Annotated in this window: 14 protein-coding genes and 10 pseudogenes; 16 read left to right on the top strand and 8 right to left on the bottom strand. The window is 65.4% G+C overall.

Annotation, left to right across the window (positions count from 1 at the left end):
• Window positions 1-1,262: 1,262 nt before the first annotated feature.
• The gene (locus OG568_RS61050; protein ID WP_329538534.1) at window positions 1,263-2,624 is read right to left on the bottom strand and encodes an FAD-dependent oxidoreductase; all 1,362 of its coding nucleotides are present in this window, start codon (window positions 2,622-2,624) and stop codon (window positions 1,263-1,265) included.
• 582 nt (window positions 2,625-3,206) lie between these two features.
• Window positions 3,207-3,638: a hypothetical protein gene (locus OG568_RS61045; protein ID WP_329538533.1), complete on the bottom strand. Its 432-nt coding sequence runs from the start codon at window positions 3,636-3,638 to the stop codon at window positions 3,207-3,209.
• Between the two features lie 581 nt (window positions 3,639-4,219).
• Here OG568_RS61045 and OG568_RS61040 point away from each other — a divergent pair.
• On the top strand, window positions 4,220-5,383 hold the full coding sequence (locus OG568_RS61040) for an ISAs1 family transposase (protein ID WP_329538532.1): 1,164 nt from the start codon (window positions 4,220-4,222) through the stop codon (window positions 5,381-5,383).
• Window positions 5,384-5,484: 101 nt separating this feature from the next.
• Here OG568_RS61040 and OG568_RS61035 read toward each other — a convergent pair whose 3' ends face one another.
• Entirely contained in the window at window positions 5,485-6,825 is a 1,341-nt protein-coding gene (locus tag OG568_RS61035) for an IS701 family transposase (protein ID WP_329533973.1), read from the bottom strand.
• Between the two features lie 142 nt (window positions 6,826-6,967).
• Here OG568_RS61035 and OG568_RS61030 point away from each other — a divergent pair.
• From OG568_RS61030 to OG568_RS60980, 11 genes and pseudogenes are all read left to right on the top strand, one after another.
• A pseudogene (locus OG568_RS61030) lies at window positions 6,968-7,775 on the top strand (transposase family protein).
• A gap of 187 nt (window positions 7,776-7,962) precedes the next feature.
• Window positions 7,963-9,159 (top strand): ISAs1 family transposase, encoded by a 1,197-nt coding sequence (locus tag OG568_RS61025; protein ID WP_329538531.1) that lies wholly within the window; start codon window positions 7,963-7,965, stop codon window positions 9,157-9,159.
• Window positions 9,077-10,258, top strand: a pseudogene (locus OG568_RS61020) (ISAzo13-like element transposase-related protein); the annotation flags it as partial. The gene OG568_RS61025 and the pseudogene OG568_RS61020, both read left to right, overlap by 83 nt.
• 7 nt (window positions 10,259-10,265) lie before the next feature.
• A pseudogene (locus OG568_RS61015) lies at window positions 10,266-10,742 on the top strand (transposase); the annotation flags it as partial.
• A 47-nt stretch (window positions 10,743-10,789) separates the two neighbouring features.
• Window positions 10,790-10,885 (top strand): annotated as a pseudogene (locus OG568_RS61010) (IS5 family transposase); the annotation flags it as partial.
• 158 nt (window positions 10,886-11,043) lie between these two features.
• A complete protein-coding gene (locus OG568_RS61005; RefSeq protein ID WP_329538436.1) occupies window positions 11,044-12,252 on the top strand; it encodes an ISAs1 family transposase in 1,209 nt (402 codons plus the stop codon).
• 220 nt (window positions 12,253-12,472) lie between these two features.
• Window positions 12,473-13,132 carry a hypothetical protein gene (locus OG568_RS61000; RefSeq protein WP_329538530.1) on the top strand — a complete coding sequence of 220 codons (660 nt, stop codon included), beginning with the start codon at window positions 12,473-12,475 and terminating at the stop codon, window positions 13,130-13,132.
• A gap of 196 nt (window positions 13,133-13,328) precedes the next feature.
• Complete coding sequence (locus tag OG568_RS60995; RefSeq protein ID WP_329538529.1) at window positions 13,329-13,829, top strand: transposase; 501 nt, start codon at window positions 13,329-13,331, stop codon at window positions 13,827-13,829.
• Window positions 13,780-13,959 (top strand): annotated as a pseudogene (locus OG568_RS60990) (ISAzo13 family transposase); the annotation flags it as partial. The gene OG568_RS60995 and the pseudogene OG568_RS60990, both read left to right, overlap by 50 nt.
• 74 nt (window positions 13,960-14,033) lie before the next feature.
• Window positions 14,034-15,305 (top strand): IS256 family transposase, encoded by a 1,272-nt coding sequence (locus tag OG568_RS60985; RefSeq protein ID WP_413254821.1) that lies wholly within the window; start codon window positions 14,034-14,036, stop codon window positions 15,303-15,305.
• 302 nt (window positions 15,306-15,607) lie between these two features.
• Complete coding sequence (locus OG568_RS60980) at window positions 15,608-16,033, top strand: peptidase inhibitor family I36 protein (RefSeq protein ID WP_329538528.1); 426 nt, start codon at window positions 15,608-15,610, stop codon at window positions 16,031-16,033.
• 171 nt (window positions 16,034-16,204) lie between these two features.
• Here OG568_RS60980 and OG568_RS60975 read toward each other — a convergent pair whose 3' ends face one another.
• Window positions 16,205-16,933 (bottom strand): hypothetical protein, encoded by a 729-nt coding sequence (locus OG568_RS60975; protein ID WP_329538527.1) that lies wholly within the window; start codon window positions 16,931-16,933, stop codon window positions 16,205-16,207.
• A gap of 1,810 nt (window positions 16,934-18,743) precedes the next feature.
• On the bottom strand, window positions 18,744-20,135 hold the full coding sequence (locus OG568_RS60970) for an IS1380 family transposase (protein ID WP_329538526.1): 1,392 nt from the start codon (window positions 20,133-20,135) through the stop codon (window positions 18,744-18,746).
• A 183-nt stretch (window positions 20,136-20,318) separates the two neighbouring features.
• On the opposite strand from OG568_RS60970, the pseudogene OG568_RS60965 reads away from it, so the two are divergent.
• A pseudogene (locus OG568_RS60965) lies at window positions 20,319-20,435 on the top strand (IS5/IS1182 family transposase); the annotation flags it as partial.
• Here OG568_RS60965 and OG568_RS60960 read toward each other — a convergent pair.
• Window positions 20,434-21,256 (bottom strand): annotated as a pseudogene (locus OG568_RS60960) (IS5 family transposase); the annotation flags it as partial. The pseudogenes OG568_RS60965 and OG568_RS60960 sit on opposite strands and share 2 nt — an antisense overlap.
• A 102-nt stretch (window positions 21,257-21,358) precedes the next feature.
• Here OG568_RS60960 and OG568_RS60955 point away from each other — a divergent pair.
• Both OG568_RS60955 and OG568_RS62080 read left to right on the top strand, forming a co-directional pair.
• Window positions 21,359-21,955 (top strand): annotated as a pseudogene (locus OG568_RS60955) (HARBI1 family protein); the annotation flags it as partial.
• Between the two features lie 447 nt (window positions 21,956-22,402).
• A pseudogene (locus tag OG568_RS62080) lies at window positions 22,403-22,522 on the top strand (ISAzo13-like element transposase-related protein); the annotation flags it as partial.
• On the opposite strand, the gene OG568_RS60950 reads toward OG568_RS62080, so the two are convergent.
• Window positions 22,480-22,932: a hypothetical protein gene (locus tag OG568_RS60950; protein ID WP_329538577.1), complete on the bottom strand. Its 453-nt coding sequence runs from the start codon at window positions 22,930-22,932 to the stop codon at window positions 22,480-22,482. The pseudogene OG568_RS62080 and the gene OG568_RS60950 overlap by 43 nt on opposite strands.
• On the opposite strand from OG568_RS60950, the pseudogene OG568_RS60945 reads away from it, so the two are divergent.
• Window positions 22,880-23,216 (top strand): annotated as a pseudogene (locus OG568_RS60945) (IS110 family transposase); the annotation flags it as partial. The gene OG568_RS60950 and the pseudogene OG568_RS60945 sit on opposite strands and share 53 nt — an antisense overlap.
• Window positions 23,217-23,685: 469 nt before the next feature.
• Here OG568_RS60945 and OG568_RS60940 read toward each other — a convergent pair.
• A complete protein-coding gene (locus tag OG568_RS60940; RefSeq protein WP_329538525.1) occupies window positions 23,686-24,183 on the bottom strand; it encodes a hypothetical protein in 498 nt (165 codons plus the stop codon).
• Window positions 24,184-24,265 lie beyond the last annotated feature (82 nt).

The raw sequence follows: 24,265 nt of genomic DNA, 5'->3' as shown, positions 1-24,265 counted from the left end.
GGGCAGCAGCCCCCTTGGATATTCTTATGACAACATGGAGGGGGAGATAATTGATCGCGGATTCGAGGACATAGGAGTCAAAAGTGCGGCAGTCTTCATTGAGAGGGGAAATTCTTCGGGGCGTGGTTCAGCTATCGATCGCGGAGAGGTCGATAGGAGTGCGCAACTGAAATTCGTCAACGAGTCCCTCGCTGCCGGACAGCCTGTCACTGGAGGCACGTCGGACCGAGTCGCAAGTTCGGAACTGACGAATAGACATGCGTATGCGATTCTAGACGTATTTCGACGTGACGGAATAAACAAATATAAGCTCTACGACCCGAAACAGGCAAAGGAGTTGATCGTAGATGATTCGGTCGTGCATCGCGATTTCAACGTGCTCTCCGCCGCACAAGACATTCAGGCGCAACGTGAAGGAAGATTCGGGACATCTGCGCGTGCCCTAAAGTTCAGAGAGCTAGGGATGCAATCGTCTTCCGTGGTGCACGATTCAATACTTCCTCATTCCTCATCTGTTGCCAGTGCGGCCGCAATTACTCTACCAAGAACTCCCGGGACATTGGTTGTTCGACCCGTCTCGCCGGGGAGTCAGGGAGTGCTGGCTGCTACTTCTCCGGCGCCTTCACGACCGAACACTTCGAAGGCGCGGAACCTAGGGTGATAGCGAAAGGTGAGGCCGATCCGGCTCGCGTGTTGGCCTTGGCCTTCTGCAGACCCTGACGAGATGATGAGTAAGCGTCCCCCCACCTCGCGCTGATGCATTTCGAAGGACCAAGACGGCTTTCATGAGGTTGGCGATTCGGCTGGTGCTGCAGTGGGGATTCCGCAGAAGGCGCCAGCCCTTGAGATCGTGGCCATGGCCCGCTCGCCGAGGCAGTGGATCTTTGCTTGGGTGGCGTTATGGCGACGCTTCCATCACTTAAGGCGGCGGCCCCTAGCCTCGATCTTTCTTGACGGTCCGCTGACGGAGTTGGCGGACCGTCAAGAAAGATCGAGGCTAGCAGGCGGCCTGCAGAACAGTGCTGGCCTTTAGCCTCCCAGGCCCGGTTCGTGCCTCTGACGCACGAGTGCGGGCAGAACTCCCGCAGCTTTGGAGGAGTAGGTCTTAATGATCATGGAAGCCCTCTTCTGCCCGGCCCCTGTAGGGGCCGGGCAGAAGGTGTCCCCGGTGACTGGACCTGGTGTGGGTCCGAGCTCAGTGACGACTCGGAGCGAGCGGCCACACGTGCGTGGGTTGTTTCGTCGGGTGGCTCGGAGAGCATTCAGGGAGTAGCGGGTGACGTTGGCAGCGTGCCCAGCCGCAATCGGTTCGGCGACGCTGGCGCCAGCTTCGTTGCGATCATGAGCGCGGAGTAGAGGGCACTCTCCTGGCTGTCCACATCGAAGACGTGGCTGCCAGCGAACCACAGTCCGTCATCGCCATTGCAGCGTTGCAGGTCCCCCTGCGCCTGAACGAAGTCGGGTGTGATCAAGGGATGACGGAAATCCATGCTGGCCAGCAACTGCTTCGGCTCCTCGCGTCGGTGCAACACCCAGCTCTTGTAGACGGGGATATCACCGCGCAGCCGCGCGTAGGAGATCGATGCCTCGCAGAACTCACCGTCACGGGTGATGTTGAAGGAAGACCAGTCCGCTGGAGAAGCAGGCATGTAGACCGGGTCCCGATGGATAGCGATTCGCGCCGGCATGTAGCGGAAGCGGCTGTATGCACTGGTGAGCGCATCGGCTTGAGGCAGCTGTGCTACCAGGGCTGCGGCGGGCTCGGGGGGAAGAGCGAGAACGACCTGATCCGCGAGATGAACGCGTCCCTGAGAATCGGTGATTCTATACTGGTTTCCGATGCGGAGAAGTCCGACGGCCCGCGTGACGACCAGAGTGGTGACGCTGGTGAATTCGTTAGACAGGGCCGAAACGACCGACTGCAGCCCGTCGCGAGCATTGACGTATTCGGTTTTGTCGCCGACCAGCGGACGGACGGCGAGTGCCAGCGCCGCCCGCGCCGAAAATTCCTTGACCTGACTGATCGTGGCGCCGTTCACCGAAGCCACGTACGGGTAGACAAAGCTCTCTTTCAGCGTTTCGTCAGTCGGCATCGCCTCGACAAGATCAGCGACGCTGGTGGTCCAGTCTCGGCGTTCCTCAAGATCTCTGGCTCTGTCCATCAGTTCCGCCACTGCCTGCAGTGCCGGCAGATACTGCAGCAGATCGGTAATGGGCCGGTCAGCGCTGGGCGACACCATGAGAGGGGTGGGCACCCCGTACTGGAAGACGGTGTTGTCCAACTGATTCGGCACTGTCGGCACCTGCAGAACCGACGTCACGAGCTTGTTGTAGATCGGATGGGAGTACGGCCCGAAGAACTGTGCCCCGATGTCCACCATCCCGTGGTGGCCATCGACGTCGACAGCCATACTGGTTGCGTGACCGCCCAACGAGGATGCCGCTTCTAACAGTGTCACGTCGTACTGGCCGTCGAGCAGCCAAGCAGTCGCAACGCCCGCGATACCACCTCCGATCACCACGACCCGCTGTCGTGTGGATCCAGCCGTTACAGCGCGGGCGGGCTTTGCACCGACCGAGATGCCTGTCAGGGCCGCGGCCGTGCTTAAGCCGGCAGCGGTCACGAGGCTTCGCCGCGAAATCTGAGATCCAACAGCTTGATGAGGCATAAAAGACGCCTTTCATTGTTATCGAACAGTTCGGCACCAGCGTCAAGCGCGACACCCCATGGCGGGAAGTCATGGCCCGCTACCGGTGTCTGCGCGCGCTCGGGGAGACACGGGGCCTGAGAGTTCCGGCGCGTTGGACAGGCGAATACCGCCCTACGGGCGCTGGCGTGGGCAGCGACCGTGCCGCCGCGCGTCGCAACCAGCCCAGTTCCTCACGGGAGTCGGATTGCGTGAAGTCCATGACGACTCCAAGTAGTCCCGCACATCGAGATTGCCGTGGTAACGCTGGCCGCTGCCGCATCGATTCATTTCCCTTGATCGTTGCTCGCCACCACTACGCTCTGCAGTGATGGAAGGTTCAACGGTTGGGACCGCAACAGGGCAGACGACGTCCGGTGATGAGAAGTCGGGCGGCAATTGAGAACAGCTACAGGCTGAATCGTCAGGGTGAGGTTCCCCCGGGATGCGGAGTGGACCGCGGGCCCCCTCACCATACGGAGAGGGGGCCCAAAGTGCTTCAGCGGTGCTACCTGTGTGTCACCACGTGGTGATATAGGCGCCCGCACCTGCATTCACTGTCGTTCCCTTGGCGGTGATTCCCAGGCCCGACGTGCCGCCGTCGTAGAAAGCGACGCCAGCCAGGAAAGTATTGTTGGACGTGTTGTACACGCCCCTCACATAGAGAGGGTCAACAGAGGTCGGGAGTTCAGGGTCCGACTCCTTGAGCGCTATGTCCCCGGTGCAGGTACCGGGCGCAATCACAGAGGAAATCTGCACATCGTCGTCCGAGGAAGCCGTGCCCTTGGACCAGACGACATAGACCTTATAGTTGCCCCCGGCGCACAGCTTCACGTGGCCGACGGGAACCGTCGAGGCAGCAGCGTCGCCAGCGGTTCCGAGTACCGCCGTGAGGGCTATTCCCGCAGTTGCCGCGCCCGCAGTCGCGAGTCGCACAAGGCGCTTACGCATGATATATCTCCTTCTGGTCGACTGTCCGGAAGTCGCGGAAAACTTCTGCTTGAAACCTGTCCTGCAACTCGCGGTTGAGTAGGCAGCGAATCTCTGGGAGGATGTTTTGCCCAGTGAAGTCCGCCTTGCCAGTTTTGAAGGAAGGTGAGAGAGGCGGATCCTGACGTACACCCGATGTACTGCTCCATCGGTTGGGGGATGGCGCCGGAAGACTCTCTTACCCAGGGCTACGGGTCGAGATGAATCCTGGTTCACGTTGCTGAGATCTCATTTTTCCCAGTTCCGACTCCAGCCAACGGCGGGCGGAAGTTAGACGCGCAAACCGGCGACGCGGTCCGCCTGCCGGGAGCGAGCGCAGCGCCCGCCCATGACCAGCGGTCAGTGAGCCTCTTTCATCCTGTGCTGGCAGGGGCCGTTGCATGATCGCGTTTCGTCCGGAGTGCCGTGCTGGCCCGTCCTTGGAGGGGACATCCCGGTTCGGGCGGGGGCGGACGCAGTGCAGGCACGGTCTCAGTGATCATGTGAGTGTCGAAGTCCCATGAACACCTGGCGAGTCCGTGCCTGCTCCTGCATCTTCTCCCATGCCCACCGCGCTGGCCCAATTGGGCCGGACTGCCGCGCCGGTCCCGCTGGCGGACGCGGTCGCACTGTCCGGCTTCCTGGATCTGGTGCCTGACCCGCGAGGCGTCCGTGGCCGCCGCTACCGGTTGTCCGCTCTGGTCGCCGCGGCCGCGGCGAGCGTCCTGGCCGGTGCCCGCTCGCTCACCGCGATCACGGAATGGATCAGCGACGTCCCCGCGTGGGCCTGCCGGGTTCTCGGCTTCCCCACCGACCCGCTCTCCGGCACCGTGTCCGTCCCGCACCCCCACACCCTGCGCCGTCTGCTCGTCCAACTTGACGGCGACGCCCTGGACCGGGCGATCGGCGACTTCCTCACCGCCCGCGCCACCCCGGCCGGCCCCGGACTGCGGGCGGTCGCCGTTGACGGCAAGGCCCTGCGCGGCTCGCGCACCCACGTCACCGGGCACGTCACCCTGCTCGCCGCGATGGACCACACCGGTCACGTCCTGGCCCAGCGCCAGGTCGCTGACAAGAGCAACGAGATCCCCGCCTTCCGGCCCCTGCTGGACAGCGTCGACCTGACCGGCACGGTCATCACCGCCGACGCCCTGCACACCCAGCACGCTCACGGCACCTACCTCCGCGAGCGCGGTGCCCACTACATCGCCCAGGTCAAGGCCAACCATCCCGGTCTCTTCGACCGCGTCCGCCGCCTGCCCTGGCGCGAGATCACGCTCGACCACTACGACCGCACCCGGGCCCACCACCGCCTGGAGATCCGGCGGCTGAAGACCGCCGCCTTCGCCCACCTCGACTACCCCGACGCACGCCAGGCCCTGCAAGTCGTGCGCTGGAGGGCGGACTTCACCACCGGCAAGCTCACCATCGAGCGCGTCTACCTGATCACCAGCCTGCCGCCCGGCGCGGCTACCGGCGCCCAGCTCGCCGACTGGATCAGAGGGCACTGGAAGATCGAAAATCTTCTGCACCACGTCCGCGACCGCACGTTCCGCGAGGACGACTCCAAGATCCATGCCGGCCATCTCCCGCGCATCATGGCCGGCCTGCGCAACCTCGCCATCGGCGTCCACCGCCAGGACGGCCACACCAACATCGCCGCTGCCCTACGTCACACCGCCCGCGACTGGCGAAGGCCCCTGGCCGCCCTCGGCCTCACCGGATGAATCCGGACAGACCTCGATCATGCAAGGGACCCTGCCTGTGCTGGCGGGTGAAATGGGCTGGTCAGTCCCGGCAGCTGTAGTTCTTGATCGTCATGGTGGTGTCATGTGGTCGCGGCGGCGGTGACGTTGTTCCAGCGCCGGTGGCAGGCTTGCGCGATGGCCTGGTGACGGCGTCGCCAGGCGGACCAGTGCAGGACATGGCCGATGTCGTGGCGGAGCGGGGGCAGGGTGGTTGCCCGCAGGATGGTCAGCAGCTCGCGTGCGCTGACCGGGATGAGGCCGACGGCCATGGTGGTGGTCGCGGTGCGGGCGCGGGTGACGGCCAGGACGGCGGTGGCCAGGATGCTGATCAGGGTCCAACGCATCCAGGAGTTCCAGCAGGTCGTCTGGCCCTGGTCGAGTCCGGTGACGCCCTTGGCCAGCTGGAAGTCCTCTTCGACCTGCCATCTGGTGCAGATGATGTGTATGAGGCCGGCAAGGGTGACGGGTCGGGTGGAGTAGCAGCGGTAGAAGGAGAGTTCGCCGGTGAAGCGGTGTCGGCGCACGACCAGGACGGATGTCCCGTCGTCCTCGGTGTCGGGGGCGTCGTCGCTCTGGATGTCGGTCCAGGTCCAGTCGTAGTGGCGGTCGCCCTTCAGGCCGTGACCGGTGAGCATCCGCATCCATGCCCGCCGGGGCAGCCGTGCGGCCAGGGTGGTCGCGGTGAAGCGGCCACCCGGGGTGGTGACCTGGTGATCGGCGCGGACCGACAGGGCGTAGTCGAAGCCGAGCCGGCGAGCACTGCGGCGCAGTTCGCGCCCGCCGTAGACCTCGTCGCCGGCGAACCAGCGTGCACGCAGGCCCAGCTGTCGGGCCCGGGTGAGCATGGCGGCAGCAAGTTCGGGCTTGGTGGCGAAGTCCACGTCGTCGGGGACGTGGGTGAGCAGGCGGCGTTCTTCGTCGGCGGCCCAGTCGGCGCCCAGGTACAGGGCCCGGTCGATCGGGGCATGGCCACGTGCGGAGGCGTAGGTGAGATGGACGGCGACCTGGCACAGACCGATCCCGCCCAGCGCACCGGAGTATTGCCTTGCCGCCCCGACGGCGTCGGTGGAGGACTTCTCGTCCCCCGTCTCGTCCACGATCAACACGGCGTCGTCATCCGCGAGTTCACCGGCCGCCCAGGTGGCCGTCCGGTCGCGCACGGCGTCGTGATCCCACACGCCGCGGGACAAGAAGTGCTGCAGCCGGGACGGCGACGCGTGCCCCAACGCCTCAGCGAGCGTCCAGCAGTTGCGGGTCTCGAGCCCCGTCAGCATCGCCTCGGCCATGTCCCTGGCCAGCAGCCGCGACTCCCGTCGCGGGAAGCAGGCGGCCACCGCCGCCATCGCCGCCCTGAAACACTCGCTCCACACCCCACCGGCTATCGTGGCGCCCACGGCCACCGCGTCCTGATCTGTTGTCACAGACGATCATCATCGCGGTGGCCGTACTCGTTCCCGCGGGCACCCCATCAGGCCGCTCACCAGCACGAATCCGTCAACGATCAAGAACTACAGCTGCCGAGTCAGTGGGTGTGGTGACGAGGCAGGGCCCCTCGTCGTTGGCGTGGTGATTCCACTCAGCACACCGTCGACCGAAGGGGCCCTGCTGGTTCCGTATCCTGCCACGCTCGACGTCCCGCATGAGCTCGTTGAGCACGCTGCCTGGCTGCTGTGCGAGCACCGCCGCGCACGTAACACCCGCTGGCGGAAGCTCCGCTGCTTTGACCAGGCACTGCTCACGCTGGTCCACCTGCGCAAGAACGAGACGTTCGCCCAGCTCGGCGCCGGGTTCGCGATATCGCAGGCCACCGCCTGGCGTTACGTGGACGTGGCCCTGGAGGTGCTGGCTTCCTGGGCCCCAGGCTTCCATGAAGCCCTCACCGGCCTCGGTGAGGGCGATGACGTCATCGCTGACGGCACGCTGATCCCACCGACCGCGTCCGCGCCGATCAGCCGTACTACTCACAGAAACACAAGAAGCACGGCATGAACGTGCAGGTCATCGTCCGCCCTGACGGCACACCGCTGTGGTTCTCCCGCGCGACACCCCGCCGCACGCACGACCTGACCGCGGCCCGCGCCCACGGCAAATCGTCCAGGCCTGCCCGACCCGGCAGATCCTCGTGCCGGCGGACCGCGCCTACCAAGGCACCGACGCCACATTCCGCACCCCGTCCTACCACCACCACGAACAGCCCGAGCACCACCAGCAGTTCAACCGCAACCACGCCCGGCTCCGAGCCCCCGGCGAACGCGCCCTCGCCCGGCTCAAATCCTGGCGCATCATGCGCAGAACACGCTCCTCCACTCGCCGCATCAGCCGCACCGTCCAAGCCATCCAGGTGCTACTGACCGGAAAACTTCACGGTTAGATGGGTACGGCGAGATAGCCCCTGGGCGGTGGCTCCGTCAAGTTCCGTGCTTGCGTGGAGAGTTGGCGATCAGCGGGTAGGGGCGGATAGCAGAGCAGGCACGGGGGTTCGTGATCATTGTGGTGTCGAAGCCAGATGATCACGAGGATGTCCCGTGCCTGCTGTTGCATCTTCCCCTATCCCTGCCGTGCTGGAGAAGCTGGGGCCGCTGGATGCGGACCGGATCGCTGACCTGCGTCCCTACCTTGAATCGGTTCCGGATCCGCGCTCACGCCGGGGCCGGTGGTACTCGCTGACGGCGATCTTGCTGGTGTGTGCCTGCGCGGCTGTCTGCGGCGCGAAGAGCATCGACGAGCTCGCCGAGTTCGGCGAGCGGGCCACGAACTCGCTGCTGGCATCCCTCGGGGTACGCCGTCACCTGCTCGGCTGGCGGCGCAGCCCCAAGCCGGTCACTCTCGGACGCGTCCTTCAGGCACTTGACGGCGACGCCCTGGACCAGGCTGTGGGCGCCTACCTGGCCGGCCGGCACCGCATCACCGCGTCCGCGGACGTGCCCGAGACCCGATCGCGGCAGGTCATCGCCGTGGACGGCAAGGCCCTCAAGGGCTCAGCCCGCCTGGCCGCGCCGCGCCGTCACCTGCTCTCGGCGGTCACCCACGACCGCGTCGCCACGATTGCCCAGGTCGAAGTCGGTGCGAAGACCAACGAAGTGCGCCACTTCAAACCCCTGCTGGCACCGCTCGACCTCGCCGACACCGTCGTCACCTTCGATGCCCTCCACTCGGTGAAGGCCAACATCACCTGGCTGGTCGAGACGAAGAAGGCCCACTACATCGCCGTCATCAAGACCAACCAGCCCACCGCCTACGCCCAGCTCGCCGCCCTGCCCTGGACCTCGATCAAGGTCCAGCACACCGCCTCCGCCACCGCCCACGGCCGCCGCGAGTCCCGCTCGATCAAGACCTGCGCTATCGCCGACAACCTCGGCGGCATCGCTTTCCCCCACGCCCACCTCGCCATCCGGGTCCACCGCCGCCGCAAGCCCACCGGCCGGCCCGAAACCCGCGAGAACGTCTACGCGGTCACCAGCCTCGCCGCCCGTCAAACCCGCCCCGCCGACCTCGCCGCCGCCATCCGCGGGCACTGGGGAATCGAAAATTCCTCCCACTACATCAGAGATGTCACGTTCGCCGAGGACGCCTCGACCATTCACACCGGCACCGCACCCCGCGCCATGGCCACCATCCGCAACCTCGCCATCGGCACCCTGAAGACCCTCGGAGCCGACAACATCGCCAAGACCACCCGCGCCATCCGCCACGAACCCGAACGAGCACTCGCCATCCTGGGCATCACCAACAACCCAGACACTCACGGAACTTGATCAAGCCCTGCCTCTGACCAGCCACACCGTCGTGGTGGAGACCATCGCCGCCACTCGCACCCGTGCCGGACTGACGGTGGAGGCCCACCTCGACCCGGGCGAGTACCCCATCGGCATCGCGATCAGCAACGACCGCTTCGCCGCCCTGCCTCTGGAGAAACACGAAGTTCATGGGCAGTGGAACTACACCCTCCACCCCACTGCCGCCCCGGAGGCCGGGCCTGCCACCGGCGAGGCGAACGGCGTTGCCCACCGCCGCGGCACCCTCCTCGACCGCCTGAACGATCCCCGCCTGACCGGGCTGGGCGCCAGCGAATTCGACGCCCTATGCGCCGAGTTGGCTCCACTGCAGCGGGCCCGGGCCCAGGAACGCTACAGCGAGCAACGCGGCGGCCGTCAACGCCGAGCCACCGGCAAACTCCGCGGCAGCAAGCCGCTCTTCGACGATGCGGCCCGCGTCCTGCTCACCCTCCTCTACCAGCGGCAGGTCTGCTCGATGAAACTGCTGGCCGACATGCTCGAGACCACCCCCACCTGCATCGGCCACCTCGTTCACGAGACCCGCCGCGTTCTGGAGGACCACGGCCACCAGCCGGGATACGCCCCCACCCGCTTCACCACGGCGGAGGCGCTGATGGTCTTCCTCGACACGGCCCAGGCCCCGTCCCGCACCGGGATCATGTCCGATCTCTCCCACCCGAATCTGACCGGTATGTCATGCGACGACCTGGAGGACCTCATCCGGGGCCTTGCCCCGCGACAGGCGGCACAGATCGAAAGACTCTCCCACCAGCGCCGGGGCGCAGACCGCCAGTCCGGCAGCCGCGGCGGTGTCTTCCCTCAGAAGATCGGAAACCGTGAGCGCGTCGTTCTTACCGTCCTCTACCTGCGGAAACTGTGCACCCTGGACATCCTGGCCGATGCGCTGGGCGATGTGAGCAGGTCTTTGATCGGCAACGTCATCCGCGAAACCCGCCCCTTGATCGAGGCAGACGGGCGCCTCCCTGCCCCATCTGCCACCCGCTATCGCACCGCCGCCGACCTCCTCGCATCCGCCCACCCCAACAACCCCAACAACCCCGACACGCCGACAAGTTGATTCCTTACGGCCTCATTACGCCCGAAATCTGCTGAGCCAGGTGCCGAAGTCTGCCCAGCCGTGGGTGGCCACGCTGCTGCGGACGGTCTTCGAACAGCCTGATGCCGACGCCGTCCAGGCCCAGATGCGACACGTACTGGACGCGCTGGAGGCCAAGTTCCCCAAGGCCGCAGCCCACTTGGATGCCGCTCAGCACGACCTGCTGGCGTTCACCGCGTTCCCGCGTGAGATCTGGCGGCAGATCTGGTCGAACAACCCGCAGGAGCGGCTGAACAAGGAGATCCGGCGTCGCACCGACGTGGTCGGCATCTTCCCCGACCGCACCGCCCTGATCCGCCTGGTCGGCGCGGTGCTGGCCGAGCAGAACGACGAGTGGACCGAAGCCCGCCGCTACATGGGCCTCGACCTACTCGCCAAGGCCCTCCTCCACCCGATCGAGTCAGAAACCGACGACACCGTCCTCCCGACCGAACTCACCGCATAGCCTCAAAGAAGAGATCACCGAGTGGCCGTCAATACACCACTCCAGCGGACGTGACCCTGCCCCGCCGCTGGGTCGTCGAACGGTTCCTGGCCTGGATCATGAACGCCCGCCGGCATGCCCGCGACTACGAACGGCTCATCCAGCAGGGCGGTTGCAAGTTCCGGGGGCGTGCGGCTGGTCGGGTTGTGACCGGTTGGGGTGCATAACAGGGCAGGCACGGGCTTCGTGATCATTGTGGTGTCTAAGCCCGATGATCATGAGGTGGCCCGTGCCTGCCGCTGTATCTTCTCCCATTCCCGCCGTGCTGGTGAAGCTGGGGCCGCTGGATGCCGGTCGGATCGCTGACCTGCGCCTCTACTTCGACTCGGTGCCCGACCCGCGCTCCCGGCGGGGCCGGTGGTACTCGCTGACCGCGATCCTGCTGGTGTGTGCCTGCGCGGTCGTCTCGGGAGCCAGGAGCATCGACGAACTCGCCGAGTGGGGCCAGCGTGCCCCGAACACACTCCTGGCAGTGATCGGGATCCGGCGCCACCTGCTCAGATGGCGGCGCACTCCGTCACCGGCCACGATCGGCCGTGTGCTGGGGGCTGTTGACGGTGACGCCCTGGACCGGGCGGTCGGCGCCTACCTGGCCGACCGGCACCGCGCCGCCACCGAGCCCACCCAGGCACCGTCGCCCTCCGCGTCCGGGCGGCCGCGCGTGATCGCTGTCGACGGCAAAGCACTCAAGGGATCAGCCCGTCTCACCGCGACGCGCCGGCATCTGCTCTCAGCGGTCACGCACGGCACCGTCGTGACCCTCGCTCAGGTGGAGGTCGGCGCGAAGACGAACGAAACCACGCACTTCCAACCGCTCCTGGCACCGCTGGACCTGGCCGGCGCCGTTGTCACCTTCGACGCCCTGCATTCGGTCAAGGCGAACATCTCCTGGCTGGTCGAGACCAAGAAGGCCCACTACATCGCCGTGATCAAGACCAACCAGCCGACCGCCCACAGCCAGCTCGCGGCCCTGCCGTGGCGGGACATCGCCGTCCAGCACACCGCCTCCGGGGCTGGACACGGACGCCGCGAGTCCCGCTCAATCAAGACCTGCTCGATCGCCGACAAACTCGGCGGAATCGCCTTTCCCCACGCCCGCCTGGCCATCCGCATCCACCGCCGCCGCAAGCAGACCGGCCGGCGTGAGACCCGTGAGAGTGTCTACGCCGTCACAAATCTCGACGCCCACCAAGCCGGTCCCGCCGATCTGGCCGCCGCGATTCGCGGGCACTGGGGCGTGGAGAACTCCTCGCACCACATCAGGGATGTCACCTTCGCCGAGGACGCCTCCACCGTCCACGCCGGAACCGCACCACGGGCCATGGCGACCCTCCGCAACCTCGCCATCGGCGTGCTGAAAACCCTCGGAGCCGACAACATCGCCAAGACCACCCGGGCGATCCGCGACGAACCCCAACGAGCAATCCCCATCCTGGGCATCACCAACGATCCGGACGCCTACGGAACTTGATCAAGCCCTGCTCATCCAGCACTCAGAAACCCTCATCACCTGGGCCGCCATCACCCTGATGACACGCCGCATCACCCGCTCCAGCAGCATGAAAAGCGTTAAGACCGTCACTTTGAGCGCATGAGACTCGTCAAGAGATCCTCCTCGATGGGCACATCCTCCGTATCTCCGTGTGAAGCCTGACGCAGATGCCGACTCACCGCACGGGACACGGAAAGACATGAGCCAGAAATCCTTCAGCCAAAATATCCTTGAAGCGAGTATTGAAGGTCTCCCCTACGTTTTTCAGGGTGCTGGCACCATCGCAAAGAACCTCAAGGTCTATGGAACCGGGCTTGCGATAGCCGGAACGGTAGGCCTTAAGCAAGTTGCCGACGAAGCCCACCGCTATCTGCAAATATATTGGGACCCGGACCATATTCATCCGAAACCCAACTATTACAAGGCCGGAAGTGGCCTAGTCAACATTGCCGGAGCAGCCGTATACGGCGCCTCAGGTGTCGGCCTACTCGGTCCAGTTGCAGGTAGCGCGGGCGCAATCGCGCAAGGCTTGTCCTACTACGCAACAAAACTCCTCCCCCAAGATGCAGGAACCCACTACCCGTCTCTCCCTCTTTACCACCGACAAGATCGAGCGCGAGGCAATGCACACCCACAGACATCGCTTCCGCCAAACGAACCGGCTGAACCCCACGATCAGCAAGGCGCTCCGAAAACCCCGATCCCCCTCCCTGAACGCGCCGCAATAGCTGGCGCAGCAGCTATGCGCATCGCGAACTACAACAACCAAGGCCGCCGAGATGAGACAGCCAAAGCAATCGAAGCTTCCTACCTGAATCACCCGTACGCCGTGACGGAGTCCCACAGAAGTAGACGCTGACTGAATCGTCCAAAAAAAACGAAGCACATGTCGCCATGCTTCAAGTTGGGAAACAGCTTCTTACCTCGCCGTTTCACTTGGGGACGGCTGACTGTCTCGGCAGCTGTAGTTCTTGATCGTTGACGGATTCGTGCTGGTGAGCGGCCTGATGGGGTGCCCGCGGGAACGAGTACGGCCACCGCGATGATGATCGTCTGTGACAACAGATCAGGACGCGGTGGCCGTGGGCGCCACGATAGCCGGTGGGGTGTGGAGCGAGTGTTTCAGGGCGGCGATGGCGGCGGTGGCCGCCTGCTTCCCGCGACGGGAGTCGCGGCTGCTGGCCAGGGACATGGCCGAGGCGATGCTGACGGGGCTCGAGACCCGCAACTGCTGGACGCTCGCTGAGGCGTTGGGGCACGCGTCGCCGTCCCGGCTGCAGCACTTCTTGTCCCGCGGCGTGTGGGATCACGACGCCGTGCGCGACCGGACGGCCACCTGGGCGGCCGGTGAACTCGCGGATGACGACGCCGTGTTGATCGTGGACGAGACGGGGGACGAGAAGTCCTCCACCGACGCCGTCGGGGCGGCAAGGCAATACTCCGGTGCGCTGGGGGCCCGTATTTCAATAAGTGCTCGGCAGAGGGGTGTTGGTGGGAGTCTGAGATATGACCCCGTGTCTGTCAGGCCGCGCTGCCACCCGTGCTCTGCGGACTAAGTTCGAGCAAATCCTGCCGCACTTCGATGAGCGCCGCCGTCGGTTGTACCTGGCCAGTGAGGCGACGGCCCTCGGCCACGGCGGGATCGTCCGGGTCGCCGCCGCCTCCGGCACCAGCACTGCCCCCATCGGGGTCTGTACGCTCACCGGTGTAATTGATGATCATGGAAGAGACATCAAGTGACTGACACCGTGACCGAGTTCGTGGCCGCCGCTGACCAGGCGGATCCGTCGCCGGAGGCCGCGACGGTCGAGCAGAAACTGATCGACCAGCTCGTCGAGCAGGCCCGCAGCAAGGGGCTGCAGCTGACCGGCGAGGGCGGGCTGCTGCAGCAGCTGACCAAGGCGGTTCTGGAGTCGGCCCTGGAGGGCGAGATCACCGACCATCTCGGCTATGACAAGCACGACCCGGCGGGCAAGGACGGCGGCAACTCCCGTAACGGCACCCGGTCCAAGACGGTGCTGACGGACATCGGGCCGGTCGAGATCGACGTGCCTCGCGACCGGGAGGGCTCCTTCGAGCCGGCCATCGTCAAGAAGCGGCAGCGCCGGCTGACCGGCGTGGACGAGATGGTGCTCTCGCTGTCCGCGAAGGGGCTTACGCACGGGGAGATCTCCGCGCACCTGGCCGAGGTCTACGGCGCGGACGTCTCCAAGACGACCATCAGCACGATCACCGACAAGGTGATGGATGGCATGGCGGAATGGCAGAACCGGCCGCTCGACCGCGTCTACCCGGTCGTCTTCATTGACGCTATCAACGTCAAGATTCGCGATGGCCAAGTAGCGAACAGGCCGATCTACGTGGCCCTGGCGGTCACCGCCGAGGGACACCGCGACATCCTCGGCCTGTGGGCCGGCGACGGCGGCGAAGGCGCGAAACACTGGCTCCGAGTGCTCTCCGAGCTCAAGAACAGGGGCGTCGAAGACGTCCTCATGCTGGTCTGCGACGGGTTGAAGGGCCTGCCCGACGCAGTTGGCGAGGTCTGGCCGCGAACTGTGGTGCAAACGTGCGTGGTTCACCTGCTGCGGGCGTCATTTCGATACGCGGCCCGACAGGACTGGGACAAGATCGCCAAGGCGCTCAAGCCCGTCTACACCGCGCCGACCGAGGACGCGGCCACGACGCGGTTCCTGGAATTCGCCGAGACCTGGGGCAAGAAGTACCCGGCGATCGTCCGCCTCTGGGAGTCCAGCTGGCCCGAGTTCACGCCTTTCCTTCAGTTTGATGCAGAAATACGCCGCATCGTGTGCACGACCAACAGTATTGAGAGCGTCAACGCCCGCATCCGCAAGGCCGTCCGCGCCCGCGGGCACTTCCCCACGGAGCAGGCCGCCCTCAAATGTGTCTACATGGCCGTCATGAGCCTCGACCCGACCGGCGCCGGCCGTAAACGCTGGACCATGCGCTGGAAGGGCGCTATGAACGCCTTCGACCTGGCCTTCGACGGCCGTCTCACCGCAGGCCAACTCTAGCCACACCAAACCCAGTTACACCGCTTGCTTTACAGACCCCCGAGAAGCGATTGGGCAGCCGTGGCACGGAGGTTCTGTCAGGGAGGTGGGGGTCTGGCTCCCTGCCCTGCGCGCGAGTCATGCGGCTGAGGCTTCCGCGGGGACACTGAGCGCCCTCTCGGCCACCTACCGTCGTCTCCTTCCGCTCCGTTCATGGACGGAGCGGAAGGGGACTTCGGAGTGAACTGTGGGACTCGCCTCGCACGTAGTGAGTTGAGGACCCGTAAACACGCTGGCGGGCTTCTCCTGCCGTATGCCAGTCGATGACATCTGGAGTTGAAGTAACGATGAAGATTAAGGCACTGCGTCTTTCGGTCGCCGCTCCGGCAGCCGCGTTGGCGCTGGCTTCGGTCGGCCTCCTCGCATCGCCGGCCAACGCCGCCTACGTGTGTGGCGCTGGTCAGGTATGCCTCTACCAGAACGCTGGTTACACCGGTTCCGTGTACGTCGTTCCGAAGATCCAGCTGAGCAACGGCCTGTGGACCGCGTGTCAGAAGAGCCTCGTCGGGAAGAAGTTCAACAACGGCGATGCGCTCGACAACAACGTGTCGTCGGTGGTCAACAAGTCCGGCAGTGTGCTCTTCATGTGGGAAACGGCACCCACCGGCGGAGCCATGTACGGCGTTTCGGGAGGCGAGTCCGTCTCCTCTCTGGGCAGCTTCGACAACAAGGCCTCTTCCGCTTGCTGACGAGTTCCTGAGAGCCGACGGGAACGGCATCTCGTCGGCGTAGCAAGCGGATCAGTGTTCCCTTCACATGATCTGGTGAAGCCCCTGGCTGTCGGTGTGATGATGACGCTCACCACACCGACGACCGAGGGGCTTCGTTGATTCCGGCACAGATCGGTCACGTACGCGGAATCAGATACTCAAACGCCTGTCTGGCCTCTTGCTCGTGACAGCGGCGGGTTGGGCGGCGGAGCCCCGCGACGCGTGGGGCTTGGAAGCCATGAGCCCGTCCGTGCCCTCGGCGCGGAGAGCGGCGGTAGCCGCGATCTTGTCACTTACCGAGAGTGCGGTCTGACGAGTGTCAGGGAGCGCAGGACCGTACAACTGCGGAGAGTGTGTCCGTGACTGTTCCCGTCGTGGCTCCCGCACCCAGGCTGCGCCCGCTTCGAGAAGGGAAGAGACGCTCGGACCTTCCTTCGTCGCGCGTGCTTGAGGCTGGGGCTGGGGCGTGCCCTGCGCGGCTTGGCGCGTCTCCTGGATCTTGCTCCAATTTTTTTCGGCAATCGTGCCGACCGCGAATCCCGCGGCGGCGCCGGCCATCGCACCCGGAAGGTTGCCGACCGCACCGCCTACGACGATTCCGACCGCGATCATGGCCGCCACCCGGGGATTCTCCTTGGTGAACTGGATGGCTTTGTTGACCAAGGGCTTCACTACTTGCCACCCGCGCTTCGCACGTTCAAGCATGCTGGCAGGTATCGCTTTCGCGGCACGTTCGGCCAGCGGCTTCACCGCGGCCTGCGCTCCGCGCACCGCACGGTTGAGCAGGCTTTCGGATGCTGGTCGGTAAGTACTGGGCGTGGGAGGGGCGACGAAACCGAGGACGTTGGCCGGCGTTGAGGCGTCGCCCAAAACTTCCACGAACCTCGTCGTACCTCCGGGCATCTGCCCGGACGTGCCGGGATGTACGGCCACCGGTGCGGGAACCGGCGGAGTCTGCATATGGGGGCGTGCCGCTTCAGACTCACCTGGCGACGCAGCCTTCTGGCCATCCCTGACAGCACGCTCCACCCGTGCCTGCCTACGCTTCTCTCTTTCGCTTTCCCTTTCTTTTATTTCAGGCACACTGTAAGATTCGGCGCTCGACGACTGGGCGCTCTGCCGGTCATTAATTGCCGCATCTGAAGAATGGTCGGCGGAAACTGCCATTCGGCCCTCCGTTTGTAATACTGGGTGCCGCTCAAGCGGACGGAATCGGGGACGCCCGTGGACCGGATCCGGTCAGCTGTCGGACCTGTCGCCTCGAAGATCTGCAGGGAGACGTCCAGCGTTCCCACTGAGAGCTACGTACCTGGCGCGTGGTTTAGTTCAGAGACCGCCCAACTCCCTCTGAGGAGGAACAGGTCGGCGAGGTCTGACATCCAGGGCCGCTGAGGGACTTCATCAGCGTGTCGTTCGTGCAGCCGTGTCGCGGTCGCCCCTTTGGTCTGGATCGCCGATTGCCGGACGGCCCTGGGAACTGCGCGCTTTGCGTGGATGGTTGCACCAAAAAAGCACCTGCCCAAGCGGAATGCGGGACAGGGGCCGTGGTTTCGGGCGCGCTGCCAGGTTGTGGGAGCGGACTGCGGGTGGCACCGGCAATTGGCACCCATACGGCCGCCCTCCACGCCGTCCGCCGTGTGTTTCTGTTCAGCTATCCGTTACTCACCGCGGACCTGTTTGAGCAGCAGGGGTTGCTAAGTCGTCCGTGGTGCGATTTGGGCGAAGGCCGAGGTTTCCTGCGTGACCTGCGCTCTTCGGGGGCACGGATGAACTGCGAACACCCGCCACGCGTCAGGTCCGTGAGACTCGCTTACACGGGGGTGCGAGAGAGCGGGCCTGGCCGGAGGCATACGGGAGAGGGGCGACCACTCGCGCATTACGGCTTGGAAAGGGTGCGTCATCGCCTTCCCCAGCACCTGGAGGCCGCCCGTGGAACGAGCCTCTGGACATTCCGCGGCAGGGGGAGCGCGGGCTCAGCGAGAGCGCATAGGCTGCGCTACTGCTTTCGTCGCACCGTAGAACCGACCGAACGCCTGCCCTGCGACTGACGAGGGCGAACTGGGGTGATAGGAAAAGCTGCGTCTCGCCCCCTGCGGACTCCAGGTACCTGAAGGGCGGCTGCTGTGGCCACGGGCGCAGCAGCCGCAGCCGGTGCCACCCTTTCAAAAACGGCATTCCTGGCAGAGATAGTATTTGAAACGAACCCGTCGACGATAGGCGCGTTCGCGTTCGACCGATCCGATGATGACAGAAACGCTGGGTGCTCATACGGGCCCGTCTGCCCTGAAGACCGACGAAACAGGGATTTAAGCGCTTCGAACGCCTTCCCCAAAGGAGTGGCCATGTAATTCGATTCCCATCTTTCTTAGTTACTGCGGCTGTCGCCGAAGGACAGGCACACCTATGTCTACGTGTCGGACGCTCAGGGCGTTCTATCGCAACTACCCTCTGGCAACACCACCAGTAAGGCTGCGAGCAAGCTCCGCGATCACTTACGGTGTGAGCCAGCCTCTTTGTTTCACAGCGGCAGTCGGTTGATCTTGCGTCCGTGATGTCGCGTTGAGTCCTGTCCGGGGACGGTGCCGGTCAGGGGTGCGCGTCGGCTGACGTGCCGGATGACGCCGGGTTCCACGGGCCCGGGGCCTGCTGGTGGCCCCCTCTCTGCGCTCGATGTGATCGTTCGTGCTGGTCAGGCGGGGTGCGGCAGAGCGAGGATGCGCCGGAAGGCGCGGATGATGATGTCGGCCCAGGGCCAGGTGTCGGGAAGTTTCAGGCGTTGTTTCCGCTGGCCGCGGACGAGGCGGGCGGGCACGTGGAGAACGCGGTAGCGCAACGTCTTCGGAGTGGCCCTGGCCATCTCGCCGTCCAGGGCGAGGAGCTGAAACCAGCAGCGGAGATCGGCGGCGAGGGTGGTGGCGAGGGTGGTGGCGGTGAGCCAGGCGGCGTTGACGTTCAACTCGCGCGAGGGCAACAGGCCGATCCCGGAAGCCTTCTGATCGCGGATCTTGGGCTCGACCCTGGCGTGCTTGCGGTGCCGGCCGTCCAAGTGGGCGATCTGCCCCCGGCGATGGTTGGTCGCGAAGGTCTGGTAGCGCGCCTCGTGCTTGATCTCGTAGGCGCTTGCGTCCTTGACGTAGCGGGGGTGGAGGGGTTCCTTGCGGGCGATCACCCGGTGGTGCGGGGGCCAGCCCGGCAGGTCGCCGAGCAGGGCGGTGATGTCGGCGACGAACGCCTTCTCGCGCACGCCGCCATCCGGGCCGCCACCGGCCGGCTGCCACAGGCCCTGCTTGTCGCAGATCTCGATGGCGGCCTGTTCGCGCGCGGTGAAGGCCCAGCCGACGGAGTACTCCCAGCGGAACGCGGGGCTCTGGCGGCCGCCCGCGGAGGCGATCCAGTCGACCAGCTGGTGGGAGAAGCCCGCCCCGTCCACCCGGAAGAGAATCTTCTGGCGCCGCCACCAGGACAGTTGGGCCACCGCCCGGGTCAGAATGTCGATGTTCACCTCAGCGTCGTTGGCGCTGACGTTGCCCGGGTGCAGGGTCGCAGCCAGTTGTTCGCCGGTGTTGTCACAGGTGGCGACGAACACATGATGTACGAGGAAGCCCTTGTAGGTGCCGTGGGCTCCCTCCTTCTCCGACGGTGCCGGGATCAGCGTCCCGTCGCTGTCGATCACGGTCCAGCCGGTCAGCGGCACCCCTTCGACCTCCACCTCGGGGAAACCCTCGGGCCGGTCGCGGAGCAGTTCGTACACGCGACGCCGCACCATCACACGAGCCCGCTCGATCCGGGAAAGCCCCTGTTCGTCAGCTTCTTTCAGCGCCCGCCACACGGTGGGATGAGAGGCGACCGCGCCGAAGACCGGCCGCTGATGCTCCAGCAGCCGGATGTCGCGGATGCAGGTCGCGCCCAGGGTGATCGCGACCGCGAGGTCCACCATCACCTGCCCCCGGTCGTGCATCGGCACGAACCCCGGCCGGGCCAGCGCCGCCGACAGCGCCCCGGTCAGCCCCGTCCGCTCCGCGGGCAGCCGCAGATGCACCCCGCCCACATGCCCGACCTGCCCCTTCCCGTCCCCCGACATCGCCAGACCTCGACTCCACTCGCTACCCTGCACGTGAAAGGTGCCCCCACCCGCTCATGATCCAAGCCTTAGACCGACCGGCAATTGGTGATGCCTGCCGGTGGCTGGTCGCTCTGGGCACGAGACAGGCACGGGCCTGAGTGATCATGGAGTTCTCTACGCTCAGTGATCACCGGAGGGCCCGTGCCTGCTGTGCCATCTTGCCTGCTCGAACCCCTGTGGGACCAGTTCGCCGCCCTGCTGCCCGCGCGCGATGACTATGCGCCGACTCACCCGCTGGGCTGTCACCGTCGCCGGGTGGGCGGTCGTCCCAGCGGTGGGTCGTCCATGCCTGACGGATCAGGCTACGTACGGTGATGATGGTGTCGGCGAGGTCGAAGAAGGCGTCGATGATGGTAGCCCGGCGCTCGTAGCAGCGGGCGAGGCGGTGGAAGGCGTTCTGCCAGGCGTGGGTGCGCTCCACGTGCCACCGCCGGCTTGCCTGGATCGGTGCCTTTTCACCCTTGTGCGCGATGCGGCCGTGCAGGCCGCGTTCGCTGAGCAGGGTGCGGGTGGTGTCAGAGTCGTAGCCGGCGTCCAGGTGGACGGTGACGTCGTCGGGCAGCGGTCCCAGGTCGTCCAGGCGGTCCAGGGTCGGGGCGAGCAGCGGGGAGTCGTGACGGTTCGCCCCAGCCAGCACGCGGCCCAGCGGGATTCCGTAACCGTCCGTCATGCCTGAGCGTTTCAAGCCTGCCGCGATCTACCGGTGAGCGGCCTGCAACCTCACCGCCGCCGGGGGCTTTGGTGATGGAGCCGTCGACTGCGATCTGGTCGAGGACGAGGCCGACGATCCGGTCGTAGGACTCCAGCGTGATCTGCTTGAGCCGGGCGAAGATGCCGAGCTGGATCCACTCGTCGCGGCGGTTGCGGATCGTGGTGGCCGAGCAGGTCGTGTCGGCGATCGCCTGGTAGGAGCAGCCGAACCGCAGGAGCTGCAGCAGCTTGTCGAAAACGATCCGGTCGCTGATCCGCGGGCGGTGGCAGCCCAGCGGATGGTCCGGGTGATACTCCGGCCGCTCGGGCAGCAGGGCGGCGAATTGGCACCAGAGCGGTTCGGTCAGCCATGATGGCAGCACAGGCACAGGTCTCCCCGGTGATCACAGAGCGTCGCAACTCCATGATCGCCAGGACCTGTGCCTGTCTTGCAGCCGGGGTACCACCACCGCGCCTATCCGCGCGACCTCTTGCACGAAGGGCTGACCGTGCTCGCCGACTACGCCCCGGGTCTGTCCACCGCGCTGGAACGGGCGGCGGCCGCCGGCTACACCCATCTCAACCTGGACGGCACCGTCATCCGTACTGACCGCGTCGCCGCCCCCGGCCCCAAAGGCGCCGACCTTTGGTGGTCCGGGAAGCACAAGCACCACGGCGGCAACGTCCAGGTCATCTCCGCCCCCGACGGCTGGCCGATCTGGGTCTCCCCGGTCCGCCCCGGCCGCGAGCATGACACCACCTGCGCCCGCACCCACGGCCTGGTCGACGCCCTCAACCGGCTCGCATCCACTCTGGACATTCCCACCCTGACCGACCTCGGCTACGAGAACGTCGGCGACGGCTTCCGTCACCCGGTCAAGAAGCTCAAGGGTAGCGAACTCGACGACGAGCAGCAGGCGTTCAACTCGGTCATCCGAGGCGTCCATGCGGTCGCCGAGCGGGCCAACGCCCTGCTCACGGTCACCTTCAAGGCCCTGCGCCGGGTCAGCCTCGACCCCAGCGGCATCACCCGGATCGCCCGAGCCGCCCTCGTCCTGCTCCAGTTGGAACACGGCCGCACCGCCTGACCGAAGATCACGAACCGTCACGAACCGTTACCGAGAAAGATTCACTGGGTCAGTAAACGAACCAACTAGAGCCGTGACACGTAGTTCTGGGAGTAAGCATTGATCCAACCAGAAGGATATGTAAGATGACCCCCGAGCAATTGGCCGCTCAGATTGCGGCTACTCAGCAGCAGGTTGCACAGTTGCCTCCCGAGCAGCAGCGTATGGCCGCAGAGTACTTGCAGGCTTTCCGGGCGAGTGGCGGCACTCTCACCCCCCAGCAATTTGCGCAGGCTGCTCAACACCATCCAGTAGCACCTGGAGCAGGTCAGCTGCAGGCGAATCCTCAGTCTCAATCCAGGAGCCCTTACGATCAGAGCATGTTGGGCAGGTTCACTTCAGCGTCCCAGCAGGGACCTGGGTCCTCACAGGGACCTGGGTCCTCACAGGGACCTGGGCGATAATTGCATCGGCACTGATCACGACACCGCGGCGTTTGCTGTCGCCTCGTTCCGGCGCTGGTGGTAGGCCCGCGGTCGACACGACTACCCCAGCGCCCGCAGGCTGCTGATGACTGCCGACGGCGGGTGTCGTAGCCCAGTTTTTCTGAGTTGTGGCTGTGAGCTGGGGTTTCTCAGTTCTTCTGGGTGTTGTTCGCGGCGTCTGGGGTGCTCAGAGTGTGGGGCTGAGCGGGGAGCGACAAGGGTCTGCTCGGCGAGCGTGTCGAAGATCTCGGTGGTGAGGTGGTGGGCCTTGTGCGAGCCGTGTGCCTTGAGCAGGGCCTCGCAGCGGTCCCGGCCCAGCTTCTTCAGCCTGGCCGGGGAGCCGTGGCGTTGGAGGAGGGTCTGGATGTAGGGGTAGGCCAGCCGGGCGCCGAGGACGCGTTCGAGAGAGGGGTGGATCTGGGACGCAGGGCGCGGCAGCGGCAGCGGCAGCGGTTTGGGAATCGAACCCAGCCGGACCGCGACAGATCTTTTCCTCGGCCTGGACCTGGGCAAGGAGTTCCACCATGCCCACGGCCGGACCGGGGACGGCAGAACCGTGCACGACAAGCGGCTGCCCAACACCGAGCCGAAACTGCTGGAGCTGTTCACCGGCAGCCCGCGCGGCGGGCTGCCGGGTGGCCTACCTGCCCGGCTTGTCAATGCGGCGGGCCGCCGACCTGTAGCCGGGCGAGGCCAAGACCGACGCCCGTGACGCCTACGTGATCGCTGAGACCGCCCGCACCATGCCGCACACCCTGCGGGCGGTGGACCGCGACGACGAGGTGCTGGCCCCGCTTCCAGGCCAATGCTGCATGGCTCGCCCTGGCGGCCCTGGCACACAACCTGACCCGCGCCGCCGGCGCCCCCTGGCCCGCCAGCGCGTGAACGTCATCCACGCGATGATCCGCACCGGGGCCCTCTACGAAGCACGCCCCCGGGCGACGTCGACCTCGCCGCCTGACGACTCCACCGCCCCTACCCTCCAGGCCCCATCACGCCCGCGCACCGGCACGTCCACTCCGGCCCTGCCGGCCACCGGGCTGCCCATCAGCCACCCGATCCGCCGGGAACATCCCGCTTCGCGGGACGTTCCCGAAAACCAGGATCAACCCCTACAAGCCGACCCCACCAGGGTTGACGAAACAGATAGGGGCACCCCGCAGGGCGTCACAGCCGTCGACTGCCGCTCCACCGCACAGAGGTATGGTCACCTGCCGGGTTGAGGCTGCCCATTTCGAGACTGGCTAGGCCCTTGGTGAGCAGAAATCATTTCTGGTGTATAGGCGGGGGCGCTTCTGGCGCCGGAGTGCTTCGGGCTGCTGCGGCGACATACGTGGGAGGAGAGAAGGTCCGGCCCGTGATGGTGATGCTGCCTTCGAAAGGCGCGACTCTCCTAACGTGCGATGGCCTATAAGAGAGGCTAAGACTGTCGGTCGAAAATTCGTCATTTACGGCGATGACTGACCTGTAGAACTTAATAAGCCTACGTTTATCCTCCCGAGCCTCATTGAGTAAATTGCTGTAGTTGTGGGTTCCTTCCGCGGTGATGTTCCGACTATCCCGGCCGGCCTCGATTTGACGGGTCGCTTCAATCGCATCAACGAGGTTGTCTCTGATGATCTCTCTACTGGCTGCAAGAGATCTGCTAGAATATTTGGCGGCATTCGCTCCGTCATTCAATTGCCGCAGGGTGCTTTTTGCGCCATTCCTGACAAACTCCAATTGTGAAGATAAATCTTCTTGGGCTTCAACAAATTCACGCATCGGATCCCCTTCGCGTTGCGACACGTAATGTCCTCTTCATCGAAGAACAGATTCTTTGTGAACAGTCGGTTGTTACACTTAC

The organism is Streptomyces sp. NBC_01450 (assembly GCF_036227505.1).
In the GTDB taxonomy this organism is placed as follows: domain Bacteria; phylum Actinomycetota; class Actinomycetes; order Streptomycetales; family Streptomycetaceae; genus Streptomyces.
Note: the sequence above shows the minus strand (reverse complement) of the source record. Positions and strands in the feature narration are given on the sequence as shown.

What these genes read in the sequence shown, in the direction of transcription:
- OG568_RS60970 (WP_329538526.1), bottom strand. Translation starts at nt 20,135, where the DNA reads ATGTCGGGGGACGGGAAGGGGCAGGTCGGGCATGTGGGCGGGGTGCAT.
- OG568_RS61040 (WP_329538532.1), top strand. Translation starts at nt 4,220, where the DNA reads ATGCCCACCGCGCTGGCCCAATTGGGCCGGACTGCCGCGCCGGTCCCG.
- OG568_RS60980 (WP_329538528.1), top strand. Translation starts at nt 15,608, where the DNA reads ATGACATCTGGAGTTGAAGTAACGATGAAGATTAAGGCACTGCGTCTT.
- OG568_RS60940 (WP_329538525.1), bottom strand. Translation starts at nt 24,183, where the DNA reads ATGCGTGAATTTGTTGAAGCCCAAGAAGATTTATCTTCACAATTGGAG.
- OG568_RS61000 (WP_329538530.1), top strand. Translation starts at nt 12,473, where the DNA reads ATGAGCCAGAAATCCTTCAGCCAAAATATCCTTGAAGCGAGTATTGAA.
- OG568_RS61045 (WP_329538533.1), bottom strand. Translation starts at nt 3,638, where the DNA reads ATGCGTAAGCGCCTTGTGCGACTCGCGACTGCGGGCGCGGCAACTGCG.